The 12,864-nt window shown below is 50.7% G+C and carries 12 protein-coding genes; all 12 read left to right on the top strand.

Going from position 1 to position 12,864, the window contains the following annotated elements; genetic code table 11:
• The first annotated feature begins 1 nt into the window (after position 1).
• The 12 genes from remA (at position 2) to rsgA (ending at position 12,864) form a co-directional block, all read left to right on the top strand.
• On the top strand, positions 2-262 hold the full coding sequence (gene remA / locus GQF01_RS06025; protein WP_009672664.1) for an extracellular matrix/biofilm regulator RemA: 261 nt from the start codon (positions 2-4) through the stop codon (positions 260-262).
• On the top strand, positions 252-890 hold the full coding sequence (gene gmk, locus GQF01_RS06020) for a guanylate kinase (protein WP_161405920.1): 639 nt from the start codon (positions 252-254) through the stop codon (positions 888-890). Before remA ends, gmk begins: the two co-directional genes overlap by 11 nt.
• A complete protein-coding gene (gene rpoZ / locus GQF01_RS06015; RefSeq protein ID WP_161405919.1) occupies positions 891-1,112 on the top strand; it encodes a DNA-directed RNA polymerase subunit omega in 222 nt (73 codons plus the stop codon).
• A gap of 70 nt (positions 1,113-1,182) precedes the next feature.
• The gene (gene coaBC, locus GQF01_RS06010) at positions 1,183-2,403 is read left to right on the top strand and encodes a bifunctional phosphopantothenoylcysteine decarboxylase/phosphopantothenate--cysteine ligase CoaBC (protein ID WP_161405918.1); all 1,221 of its coding nucleotides are present in this window, start codon (positions 1,183-1,185) and stop codon (positions 2,401-2,403) included.
• Positions 2,403-4,916: a primosomal protein N' gene (gene priA / locus GQF01_RS06005; protein ID WP_161405917.1), complete on the top strand. Its 2,514-nt coding sequence runs from the start codon at positions 2,403-2,405 to the stop codon at positions 4,914-4,916. Before coaBC ends, priA begins: the two co-directional genes overlap by 1 nt.
• A 40-nt stretch (positions 4,917-4,956) precedes the next feature.
• Positions 4,957-5,439, top strand: a complete 483-nt coding sequence (gene def, locus GQF01_RS06000) for a peptide deformylase (protein ID WP_145656673.1) — start codon at positions 4,957-4,959, stop codon at positions 5,437-5,439.
• 11 nt (positions 5,440-5,450) lie between these two features.
• Complete coding sequence (gene fmt / locus GQF01_RS05995) at positions 5,451-6,404, top strand: methionyl-tRNA formyltransferase (protein WP_161406446.1); 954 nt, start codon at positions 5,451-5,453, stop codon at positions 6,402-6,404.
• A gap of 90 nt (positions 6,405-6,494) precedes the next feature.
• Positions 6,495-7,886: a 16S rRNA (cytosine(967)-C(5))-methyltransferase RsmB gene (gene rsmB / locus GQF01_RS05990; protein WP_235959009.1), complete on the top strand. Its 1,392-nt coding sequence runs from the start codon at positions 6,495-6,497 to the stop codon at positions 7,884-7,886.
• A gap of 96 nt (positions 7,887-7,982) precedes the next feature.
• Positions 7,983-9,053 (top strand): 23S rRNA (adenine(2503)-C(2))-methyltransferase RlmN, encoded by a 1,071-nt coding sequence (gene rlmN / locus GQF01_RS05985; RefSeq protein WP_161405915.1) that lies wholly within the window; start codon positions 7,983-7,985, stop codon positions 9,051-9,053.
• A gap of 12 nt (positions 9,054-9,065) precedes the next feature.
• Complete coding sequence (locus GQF01_RS05980; protein WP_161405914.1) at positions 9,066-9,830, top strand: Stp1/IreP family PP2C-type Ser/Thr phosphatase; 765 nt, start codon at positions 9,066-9,068, stop codon at positions 9,828-9,830.
• Positions 9,827-11,935, top strand: a complete 2,109-nt coding sequence (gene pknB / locus GQF01_RS05975) for a Stk1 family PASTA domain-containing Ser/Thr kinase (RefSeq protein ID WP_161405913.1) — start codon at positions 9,827-9,829, stop codon at positions 11,933-11,935. Before GQF01_RS05980 ends, pknB begins: the two co-directional genes overlap by 4 nt.
• Positions 11,935-12,864, top strand: a complete 930-nt coding sequence (rsgA, locus tag GQF01_RS05970; RefSeq protein WP_161405912.1) for a ribosome small subunit-dependent GTPase A — start codon at positions 11,935-11,937, stop codon at positions 12,862-12,864. The genes pknB and rsgA overlap by 1 nt, the downstream gene beginning before the upstream one ends.

Below are 12,864 nucleotides of genomic sequence, written 5' to 3'. Positions count from 1 at the left end.
AATGGCTATCAAATTAATTAATATCGGGTTCGGCAACATCGTATCGGCGAACCGCATTATCTCGATTGTGAGTCCGGAATCGGCTCCGATCAAGAGGATCATTCAAGAGGCGCGTGATCGTCACATGCTGATTGACGCTACATATGGTAGAAGAACCCGTGCCGTTATTATCACGGACAGCGATCATGTGATTTTGTCGGCAGTACAGCCAGAGACGGTAGCGCATAGACTTTCCAACAAGGACGATGATCATGACGAGTAATACGAACACTCTTGAGCGTGAGAGAGGTATTCTGATTGTTTTATCCGGCCCATCTGGTGTCGGTAAAGGTACCGTGTGCGCCGCGCTGCGCAAATGCTCTCCTGATATTGTATATTCCGTATCGGCGACAACCCGTTCTCCAAGACAAGGGGAAGTCGACGGTGTCAACTATTTCTTCAAAACGCGGGAGCAATTCCAACAAATGATTGATTCGGATGAAGTGTTGGAATGGGCAGAATACGTAGGTAATTTCTACGGGACACCAAGACGTTTTGTTGAAGAAACGCTGCGCTCTGGCAAAGACGTCATTCTGGAGATTGAAGTTCAGGGTGCTTTGCAGGTGAAGCAAAAGTTTTCCGAAGGCGTGTTTATTTTCTTACTGCCTCCTTCGCTGGATGAGCTTGAGAATCGAATTGTCACGCGTGGTACAGAAACGGACGAAGTTATCTGCAGTCGCATGTCGATAGCGATTGACGAAATCCGTTTAATGGAACACTACGACTATGCCATTGTGAATGATCATGTAGAATCAGCTTGCTCCAAAATACAAGCGATTCTTACGGCTGAACATTGCAAAAAAGAGCGTGTGTATCCCAAAATCGTACAATGGATAGATGAGGTGAAATAAATGTTATACCCTTCAATTGATAAATTGCTAGATATCGTAGACAGCAAGTATTCGCTAGTTGTCGCTGCATCCAAAAGAGCGAGATCTCTTCGCGACGGCGCAAAATCAGATTTGAAAGGCCAAAAAGCTCATAAGCATGTTGGTGTGGCGCTTGAAGAGCTGTATGGCCACTACATTGGCTATGAGAAAATCGAGCCGACAGAGAACGAAAACGAGAAATAAATCGCTTACCCAACAACCCTTTGTGGTTGTTATTTTTTTCTCAGAATAGCAGATAGAAAGGGGGATACCCATGAGTGTTTTGCAGGGAAAAACAATTGTACTTGGTGTGTGCGGAGGGATTGCTGCCTATAAAGCCGCTGCGCTCACGAGCAAGCTGACTCAAGCGGGAGCCGTGGTTCGTGTCATTATGACAGAATCCGCTGTTCAATTCGTGGCGCCGCTAACGTTCCAGGTTCTGTCTCGTCATCACGTATTTGTGGATACCTTTGATGAGAAAGATCCTTCTGTTGTTTCCCATATTAACTTGGCGGATAGTGCCGATCTCGTGCTTGTTGCACCAGCGACAGCGAATACGATCGCCAAAATAGCGTTAGGGCTAGGCGATGACATGCTCAGCACAACGCTGCTGGCAACGACTGCGCCGATCTGGATAGCGCCCGCGATGAACGTGCATATGTACGAAAATCCAGCTGTGCAGATCAACATGCAAACTTTGCTTAGCCGTGGTGTACGTTTCATCGAGCCAGGTGAAGGACAGCTTGCGTGCGGGTATGTCGGCAAAGGCCGACTTGCGGAGCCGGAGGAGATTCTTGCTGCGGTGGAGCGGCATTTTAAGGGAGAAGTACGCCGTCTTGAAGGACAGCGCGTGCTTGTGACGGCCGGAGGCACCGTAGAACGTATTGACCCCGTTCGTTATATTACGAATGATTCTTCCGGTAAAATGGGTTATGCCATTGCTGAGGAAGCTGTGCGTTTGGGAGCCAAGGTGACTCTGGTCTCGGGTCCTAGCGCATTACCTGTACCTGCTGGTGTTGAGCTGGTATCTGTTCAGTCCGCGCTGGATATGAGAGAAGCGGTCTTATCCCGTTTTGAGGAAAGCCATGTGGTCATCAAAGCTGCTGCGGTCGCTGACTACCGCTCGGCTGTTATTGCAGATCAAAAAATCAAGAAAAAATCGGATTCAATGACGCTTGAGTTGATTAAAAATCCAGATATTTTACAAGAACTGGGTACGCTGAAAAAGCATCAGTTCGTTATCGGCTTTGCTGCGGAAACGGAGCGGCTCGATGAGCACGCGCTCGACAAGCTGAAGCGTAAAAATTGTGATCTGATTGTCGGGAACGATGTATCGCAGGAAGGGGCCGGCTTTAGCGGAGATACGAATGTGGTGCGTATTTTTGACCGAAACGGGCTCGTAGAAGCGCTACCTATCCTGAGCAAGAAAGATGTCGCACGCAGACTGCTCGAGTTGACAGCGGATCGTTTACCAACTAAGGCGAGTGAATCCTGATGTACGCGAAGGTCATTGTCGATGTTCCTGCGAAACAAACGAACCGTGCGTTCGATTATGAAGTTCCCTCGGCTCTGAGGAAGTGGGTCGAGGTGGGGAGCCGTGTGGGCGTACCTTTCGGGCCACGAGTGCTGCAAGGTTTCGTTGTGGAACTGCAAGAGAACACACAGCTTGATGTGAAACGGATTAAACCCATACAGAACGTCCTGGATTTGGTGCCTCCTTTGACAGATGAGCTTGTGATGCTTGGCAGATGGATTAGCCACATGTATTTATGTCACGAAGTCACAGCTCTTCAAGCTATGCTGCCCGCTGCACTCAAAGCGAAGTATGAGCGGGCGATTGGGGTTGGTGAGGAGTTTGGTGAACAGTCGCTCTTGGACATGCCGGATTTGCAGGCGATTGTAGCCTATGTGAAGTCCAAGGGGTCTGTTCCGATGGATGCGTTGATGGAACGCTTTGCGGCAGACGGTGCCCTCATCAAGCAATTGCTTGGCGCGGGTATTTTGACGGAAGTCCAGGTGGTTAAGGACCGAATGAGCACGAAGAAGGCGCTAACGGTATTTCCCCCTGCGGATGGCAGCGGGCTAGAGCAGGCCCTTTCTGAGCTTCCGGCGAGAGCCAACAAGCAGCAGGAAGTACTGCGGTACTTGATGGAGCATCCTCACGCCATTCGGCTTACGGAACTGATGGAAACGGTGGAAGTAGGCGCTTCAACGGTTAAAAGCTTGGCCGATCGCGGATGGATTGAGCTGCGCGAAGTCGAAGTCATGCGCGACCCTTATGCGGGTCGTGCTTTTGCGAGGACGAAGCCGCTTCCGTTAACAGAGGAGCAGAGCCGTGTTTTTGCGGAAATTCGCGCTGCTGTCGCTGAGGAGCGCCATGAGGTCTTTCTTTTGCATGGCGTCACAGGCAGCGGTAAAACGGAAGTTTATTTGCAATCCATCCAGCAATGCCTGGATATGGGGAAAGAAGCGATCGTGCTCGTACCCGAAATTTCGCTGACACCGCAAATGGTGGAACGATTTAAGGGACGATTCGGTGATCTTGTTGCTGTGCTGCACAGCCGGTTATCGAATGGGGAACGATACGACGAATGGCGCAAAATTACGCGCAAGCAAGTGAAAGTGGTTATTGGAGCTCGCTCCGCAATCTTTGCTCCTTTTACCCAAATAGGACTTATTATTATTGATGAGGAACATGAGTCTTCTTATAAGCAGGAAGAGAGTCCCAAATATCATACGCGCGATGTGGCGGTTAAGCGTGCAAGCATGCAGGGATCCGTCGTTGTGCTCGGTTCAGCGACACCTTCGCTAGAGAGCTTGGAGAGAACGAGGCGCCGACAGGATCGGGCTGAACCCCCCTACAGATTGCTCACGATGAAAGAGCGGGTGGCCAGCAGGCCGATGCCTCCTGTTGCCATTATCGATATGCGCGAGGAACTGAAAAGCGGAAATCGCTCGATGTTTAGCACAGCGCTGTATAAAGCCATTGAAGATCGGTTACACAAGAAAGAACAGATTGTTTTGCTGCTGAACCGGCGAGGGTATGCGACTTTCGTCATGTGCCGTACCTGCGGGTACGTCTCCACATGTCCGCATTGCGATATTTCGCTGACGTACCATCAGAGCTCGCGTATGCTGCGCTGCCATTATTGCGGCTATGCGGAGCGCGAGGTAACCGAGTGTCCTAGCTGTCAATCCAAGCATATTCGCCATTTTGGCACAGGCACACAGCGTGTCGAAGAGGAACTGGGCAAAATATTCCCAGGTATTCGCGTTATTCGAATGGATGTCGATACGACGACAGAGAAGGGTTCGCACGAAAAGTGGCTGACGATGTTTCGCGAGAAGCAAGCGGATGTGCTGCTTGGGACGCAGATGGTCGCAAAAGGGCTCGATTTTCCCGATGTGACCCTAGTTGGGGTTATTGCTGCAGATACCGTACTGAATATTCCGGATTTCCGTTCGGCGGAGCGAACCTTTCAGCTTCTAACACAAGTAGCGGGGCGTGCGGGCCGACATGAAAAGCAAGGGGAAGTGTTCGTCCAGACTTACACGCCTGAGCATTATAGCGTACAATACGCAAGTCAGCATGACTTTATCGCTTTTGCCAACCATGAGTTGGATGTACGGGCAAATTTAGGCTATCCGCCTTACCAACGATTGATTTTGGTCACTTTTTCACATGAGCAGGTACCGCTTTTGGTGCGCTTCGCGGAAGCATTTGTCACGAGGCTTAAAGAGATCGCGCTTGAGTATTCTACGAAACAAATAGACCTGTTTGCAGATGCTGTTTCCAGGGACAATTCCTTCCAAATGGACGTGCTGGGCCCAGTCGCATCGCCTATTTCCCGAATCAAAGATAGATATCGATTCCAATGCGTGGTAAAATATCGTGGGGAAGATCAGGCGGCAGAAATTGTTGGCCGGACGGTGGCCTGGTTTGAAGAGCGCTCATCGAAGGAAAAGCTGCTGATCAGTGTGGATGTTGACCCGCAATATTTGATGTAAGAAATCCCAAATAGAGAAGACTCAAAGGTAGGTGCACGTTATGGCTATTCGTATTATTGTCAAAGATCCAGATCCTGTGCTACGGGAAAAAGCAATCACTGTGACCAAATTTAATTCCAATCTGCATAAATTGCTCGACGATATGGCAGACACGATGTATGAGGCAGAGGGCGTAGGCCTTGCAGCTCCACAAATCGGTATTCTCAAACGCGTGATTGTAATGGATTGCGGCGAAGAGCATGGCGGATTGATCGAAATGGTCAACCCAGAAATCGTTTCTTCCAGTGGCGAACAAAACGGACCGGAAGGCTGCTTAAGCATCCCTGGGCTCCGCGGCGATGTTTTGCGTCCGATGAATGTTACGGCCAAAGGCCAGGATCGCAACGGAAATCCAATAGAAGTTACGGGCACTGAGCTGCTGGCTCGCTGCATTTTCCATGAAATTGATCACTTGAACGGGATTCTGTTTACAGACCTGGCAACCAAAACATACACTAGCGATGAAGAGGAAGATTCTGAGTGAATATCATTTTCATGGGTACACCGGATTTTGCAGTGCCCTCCTTGCAGACTCTCTTGGAGGAAGGCTATAACGTGACGACAGTTGTCACACAGCCGGATCGGCCGAAAGGACGCAAACGCGTCCTGACGCCGCCGCCGGTGAAGGTGGAAGCGGAGAAACACGGCATTCCGGTGCTGCAGCCCGAGAAGCTGCGTCAAGCGGATTCTGTGGAGCTTCTGCGCCAGCTGAAGCCCGATTTGATTGTGACAGCTGCTTATGGTCAGATTTTGCCCAAAGCTGTTCTTGATCTGCCGCAGTATGGCTGCATTAATATCCATGCGTCCTTGCTGCCTAAGTACCGCGGCGGAGCACCGATTCATCACGCTGTGCTCCGCGGCGAAGCAACGACAGGAGTCACGATCATGTATATGGCCGTTGGACTGGATACGGGCGACATGATTTCCCGTGTGGAGCTTCCAATTGAGGATACCGATACGACAGGGACTTTGTTCGAAAAACTAAGCATCGCCGGCAGCGAGTTGTTGAAACGCACCTTGCCGGATCTACTGGCAGGACGTATTCAGGCTGTCCCTCAGAATGAGGCTGATGCGATCTACTCCCCGAATATCCGCAGGGAGGACGAGCTGATTGACTGGTCGCGTTCAGCGGTGGAGATTTGGAATCAAGTGCGTGGCCTGAATCCTTTCCCTGGGGCTTACACCCTCTGGAATGGGGAAGTCATGAAGGTTTGGGAGAGCACGAATCCGAAGGAAACAACAAGCCGCAGCTTCGCAGAAGCTCCTGCTCCCGGAACGGTTCTTGGCAGCAGTGAGCACGGGATTGAAGTGATGACCGGCGAAGGTACGCTATGGCTGACCCATATTCAACCATCTGGCAAAAAGGCGATGCCCGTCTCTGAATTTATTCGCGGCGTGCAAATCGCAGTAGGTACGACATTCGGCAGTGTGGGCGAAGATCAGCCATAACTTAACAAAAATGAGGTATTCGATTTGTCAACGCAAAAACCAAACCGTCCGCAACATCGATCCAACCAAACACAAGGGGCTCGTAAGCCCTTGTCATCAAAAACCTCCGGGGGCGCTGCGAAGAGCAGCGCTGTTAAGCATTCTGCCCGCGAAGCGGCGCTGGATGTATTGATTCGTGTTGAAGAGAATCAATCGTACAGCAACCTTCTGCTCAATCAGGTTTTGCAGAAGCATGCGCTTGAACGGGCTGATGCGGGGCTGGCGACTGAACTTGTATATGGAACCATCGGACGTAAAAATACGATTGATTTCTTTTTGGAGCGTTTTGTGAGCAAAGGGCTCGCGAAGCTGGAGCCATGGGTCAGATGCTTGCTGCGGCTGAGCTTCTACCAGCTGCATTATTTGGACCGCATCCCTGATCATGCGGTCGTCAGCGAAGCGGTCAATATCGCGAAGCGCCGAGGCCACCAAGGCATCTCGGGCATGGTCAACGGCGTGCTGCGCGCAATCATCCGCAGCAAAGATGAGCTCACGCTTCCGGCGGCGCTCGGCGACGTGAAGCGCATCGCGCTGGGCCACTCCCATCCGGAGTGGCTCGTGCGCCGATGGATCCGTCAGCTAGGTCCTGAGCTGACGGAACAGATCTGTGCGGCGAACAATGAGCCGCCGCACGTGAGCATTCGCGCGAATGCGAGGCATCGCAGCCGTCTGGAGCTGCTGGAGCAGCTCCAGGGCAGCGGCCTCAGCGCGGAAGCGTCAGAGCTGGCCCCGGCCGGCATCCTTGTGCAGGGGGCCGGGAACATGGCGTTGTCCCCCGGTTTCTTGCAGGGGGACTTCTCGATTCAAGACGAGAGCTCCATGCTCGTCGCCGAAGCTCTTGAGCCGCATCCAGGCATGATGGTGCTGGACTGCTGCGCCGCCCCTGGCGGCAAGACCGCTCACATCGCGGAGAAGATGGATGATAGCGGTAAGATCTGGGCTTGTGATCTGCATGAGCACAAGCAGAAGTTGATTGCAGACCAAGCAGAGCGTCTGGGACTGTCGTCGATTCAGACGCTGGTGATGGATGCTGCGAAGCTGGACGAGCATTTTGCGGCGGAGTCGTTCGATCGCATCCTGCTCGACGCGCCGTGCTCCGGCTTAGGCGTTATTCGCCGCAAGCCGGACTTGAAGTGGGCGAAGCAGGAAGCTGAGATCGAGGCGATCAGCGAGCTGCAGTACGCGATTTTAAGCCGGGTCCACCGACTGCTGAAGCCTGGCGGCGTGCTGGTATACAGCACATGTACGATTGAGCATGCGGAGAATGCAGGCATGGTAGAGCGTTTCCTCGCGGAGCATCGCGATTTTGAGCTCGCGCCGCTGCCGGCGGAAGCATTCGCGAGCATTGACCCTGCGGCTGCTGCCGCTGGGATGGTGCAAATTCTGCCGCAGCAGTATCATTCGGACGGCTTTTTCATAGCGCGGCTGCGCAAGCGTGCGTAGCTCCAAGAGGGGGATGTGTGTTCGTCCCCGCTTTGTGATAAAATAGACAGGATTAGCAATAAAGCTGGAACAAATAACAACAGGTTGTGATAAATAGTGTCTAATAAACCGTATTTGAAAGAAAAACCATTTGTATATGATTTAAACTGGGATGAGTGGCAGAGCTGGGTAAAAGAAAACGGCGAGTCCTCATTTCGAGCTGGGCAAATTTTTGACTGGCTGTATATTAAGCGTGTGTTTAGCTTTGACGAGATGTCCAACTTGCCGAAGGCGCTGCGCGACAAACTGAAGGATCAGTTTGAATTCGTTACACTGTCTGAAATTGCGAAGTATCAGTCGCAGGACGGTACTGTCAAGTTCTTATTTGAGCTTGAGGATAAGAATGCAATTGAAACGGTCGTCATGAAGCATAACTACGGCAACAGTATTTGCGTCACTACGCAAGTAGGCTGCCGGGTTGGCTGTACCTTTTGCGCGTCTACGCTAGGTGGTCTTAAGCGGGATTTGAGACCGGGGGAAATTGTCGCTCAGGTCGTTAAAGCTCAGAAGCTGCTGGATGAGACGGGGGAACGCGTTTCTTCTATCGTGATCATGGGAATCGGTGAGCCATTTGAGAATTATGAAGCGACGATGAATTTCTTGCGCGTGATGATTCATCCGAAGGGCTTGAACATTGGACAACGTCATATCACGGTTTCGACAAGCGGAATTGTGCCAAACATTTATAAGTTCGCAGATGAGAATCTACAAGTTAACTTGGCGATTTCTATTCATGCTCCGAATGATGCGCTTCGCTCGAAACTCATGCCGGTCAATCGCAGATTTCCTTTCGTTGATTTGATCGAAGCATGTAAGTATTACATTGCCAAAACCGGCAGACGCATCACGTTCGAATATGCCCTCATGGGGGAAGTGAACGATCAGGCTGAACATGCAGAGGAACTGGCGCAAGTGTTGAAGGATATGCCGCTTAGCCACGTGAACCTGATTCCTGTGAATTTCGTGGCCGAGCGGGATTTCAAACGTACGCCTAGGGACGATATTTTCACCTTCCAACGTATTCTTGAGAAGGCCAAAATTAATGCCACCATACGTCGTGAACAAGGCAGTGACATCGCTGCTGCCTGCGGACAACTGCGCGCGAAGCATATGGAGAGCAAGTCATGAGGTGAAATCAGGATGAAGATGGTAAGCCGTACCGACATCGGTAAAGTCCGTTTAGTGAACGAGGACCGCGCCGCCATACAGCATGAGCTGAATGGCCTTTCTTTGGCTATTGTCGCTGATGGTATGGGGGGACACCAGGCTGGCGATATCGCCAGCCAAATGGCAATTGATATGATCAGTAATGAACTCCAATCCATTCACTGGGGAATGCCCGTTGACGCATGCAAGCAAGTGCTGAAGGAAGCGATCGAGAAGGCGAACGAGAAAGTTTATGAATTTGCCTCTGGACAAGAGAGCTATCATGGCATGGGGACGACAGTTGTCGCCGTGATTGCTTCCCAGGAGCTGCTGATTATCGGTCACATCGGTGACAGCCGTGCATACAAGATTGCCGGCGATTCGATTACTCAGCTAACGGAAGACCATTCCCTGGTGTATGAGCTTGTGAAGAACGGGCAGATAACCCTTGAAGAAGCGGATCATCATCCCCGCCGTAATTGGATTACCCGAGCGCTGGGCACAGAGCCTAGCGTAGAGGTAGATTTATACGAGTATTCGTGGCGGCCTGGGGATACGATTCTGATCTGCTCTGACGGTTTAAGCGGATTAGTGGATTCTGGTGATATCTTACGAATCATCAAATCGCATGCTGAGCTGGAGGCTGCTGCGGAACACTTGATTCAAAGCGCGCTGAGTGAAGGTGGAGACGATAACGTAACGGTTGTTTTACTTGCGCACGATTCTGATTCGGACGAAAAAAGGGGTGATGGGAATTGATCGGTAGAAAGCTTGGGGGCCGCTATGAAATTCTAGACCGTATTGGCGGAGGCGGCATGGCTTTAGTTTATAAAGGGCATGATCTTTTATTAAATCGTAAAGTGGCTGTAAAAGTACTGCGACAGCAGTATGTACATGACGAAGAGTTCATTCGTCGTTTCCGCAGAGAAGCTCAAGCAGCCGCTTCCCTTTCTCATCCTAATGTCGTCAGTATTTATGACGTGGGACAAGAAGAAGATGTGCATTACATTGTCATGGAATACATAGAAGGCACTACTTTGAATGATTTAATTAAGGAAAGAGCACCATTGCAGGTGGAAGACGCTGTGCATTATGCCAGCCAAATTGCCGATGCGCTCGATCACGCTCATCATAATGAAATTATTCATCGGGATATTAAGCCGCACAATATTTTGATCGGTAAAAACGGCCGCGTCAAAGTGACGGATTTCGGTATCGCGCGGGCTGCTACGTCTTCCACGATTACACAAACGGGAGCCGTTGTCGGTTCTGTGCATTATTTCTCGCCGGAGCATGCGAAAGGTACCAACACGGGCGAAAAATCCGATTTGTATTCCCTCGGTATCGTGATGTATCAAATGCTGACGGGCCGCCTGCCTTTTCTTGGGGAAAGCCCGATTTCTGTGGCTTTGAAGCATTTGCAGGAAGATGTGGAAGATCCTCGTAAAGCAAACCCTCTCATTCCGCAGAGCGTGGAAAACATTATTCTAAAGGCCATGCGCAAAAAGCCCGATGAACGCTACCAGTCTGCGAAGCTGATGATGGCGGATCTGGATACGTGCTTACACCCGGATCGCCGGAATGAAGCGAAAGTGGCTTTTTGGGATGCCGATGGCATGGACGAGGAGCGTACCTTGGTTATGCCAGCCATTCGTGCGGATCAGCTTGCGAGCTTCGATGACGACGATGAGCCTGAAAAGTCATCTTGGCGCGAGGAGCCTGCTCCCAAGAAGGGGAAGGGTTGGATTAAGCCGATTGTATGGATCGTCATTTTGCTGATGATTCTTGGCGCTTTGTGGTACGCTATTGGATATGTGAAAGGGATGTTTGCCATTGAAACGGTGGAGGTTCCTAACGTGGTGAACAAAACGCTAACCGAAGCGCAAGCTGAGTTAACAGCTGCCAAGCTAGGTTCTACCGTGGAGATCGATGCGGAGAGCAAAGCACCTAAAGATACGGTTATCCGTCAAAATCCTAGCGGTATGCGAATGAACGTCGGTACCAAGGTGACGCTGTATGTGAGTAAGGGCGCTCCTAAGATCAAGATGGAAAGTTATATTGGCCAGCAACTCAAGGACGCGAAGCTGAAGCTGCAAGCGCTTGGGATTAACGATGATCAGATTACGTTCACCCAAACGACGACGGATGATCCGCCGGACACAATCCTGAAGCAAACGCCTCTAGTCGGAGATGAATTTGAGCTGGATAAAGCAGCAATTACTTTCGTCGTAAGCAAAGCGAAGGAAACCTTCAAAATGCCCGATCTCGTTGGCATGACGGAGGCTGAAGCGAAGGCGCAAATCACTAAGCTGAACCTCAAGCTGCCTGCAAACGGCATTACACGCGAGAAAAGCTATAAGGTTGCCAAAGGGAAAGTAATCAAGCAATTTCCATTTGATAAAAACACGGATGTCTCCGTTGGCTCCGAAATCTCTTTGATTATTAGCGATGGATTGCCGGAAGATGCTGGACAGCTAACCGTCAGTGTCCCTGTAAAGCCGACCACGGAAGGCAAAGATTCCGAGTTTAAAATAATCGTTAGCGATGCGCAGTATGAGAACTTCGAATACAAAACGGAAAAAGTATCGAAGCCTCAGAATCTGGATGTCAAAGTCATCGTTTCTCCGGATAAGAAAGCCGTCATTTTGATTAAAGAAGGAGACAACTTGGTTAACTCCATTACGCGCACCTATCAAGATTATTTAGATCAAAAGAATGGCAAGAACGTCTCGCCGAGTCCTAGTATCTCGCCTTCCTCATCGCCTAAACAGCAAAACAACGGGCCGGCTATTCCGGTTGGGGGCAATGGGCAAGGTCAAACAGGTGGCGCTGCCTCCAAACCACCTACTGGAGGCACAAATTAATGCCGCAAGGAATGATTGTTAAAGCTTTGAGCGGTTATTACTATGTTCTGCCCGAAGGGGCGGAACTTCAGGATGTTAATACGATTACTTGTCGCGGTAGAGGCGTGTTTAAGAACAGGAAGATAACGCCTCTTGTCGGGGACAGGGTCATGTTTGAGGAGACCGAGAATGGGGAAGGGACTGTTACTGAAATCCTGCCCCGCTCTTCAGAACTGATCCGTCCTCCGATTGCCAATGTGAACGTGGTTGTACTTGTATTCTCAGTTACAGAGCCTGTTCTGAATTTACAGCTGCTAGATAAATTTCTTGTTCATATTGAAAACACAGGCATCGAGGTTGTACTTTGCTTCACCAAAAGTGATTTATTGTCAGAACATACGCATCCTGCCGCGCCCAAAGAAATGACGGTTGCGGAGCTGGAGCGGATTACGAAGCTCTACGAGGGGATCGGTTATACCGTGCTTAAGACGAGTTCTCGCCAGAGAGTAGGTGTGGAGTCGATTCTGCAACATCTCGAAGGCGCGGTCAGCGTTTTCGCCGGGCAATCCGGTGTAGGCAAGTCCTCTTTGCTCAATGAAATGATTAGCGGTCGCAACTTGGAAACCAATGCAATTTCTCAACGTTTGGGCCGAGGGAAGCATACGACCCGCCATGTTGAGCTGCTTCCTTTGAACAATGGCGGTCTCGTAGCGGATACGCCGGGATTCAGTCAGCTCGACTTCATGGAAGTCGAGGCAGAAGGGCTTAGCAGCTGCTTCAAAGAGTTCGCTGAAGTAGCGGAGGGCTGCCGGTTTAGGGGCTGTCTGCATCTGCATGAGCCGGATTGCAAGGTTCGTGATGCCGTAGCCGAAGGAACGATTGCCGCTTCGCGGTATGATCATTACTTGTTATTTTTAGGGGAAATCAAGGATCGGAAGAGGAGGTATTAG

This window comes from Paenibacillus silvestris (genome assembly GCF_009882985.1).
GTDB lineage: Bacteria > Bacillota > Bacilli > Paenibacillales > NBRC-103111 > Paenibacillus_E > Paenibacillus_E silvestris.
The sequence above is the reverse complement of the archived record's forward strand: the minus strand, read 5'-3'. Positions and strand labels throughout refer to the sequence as shown.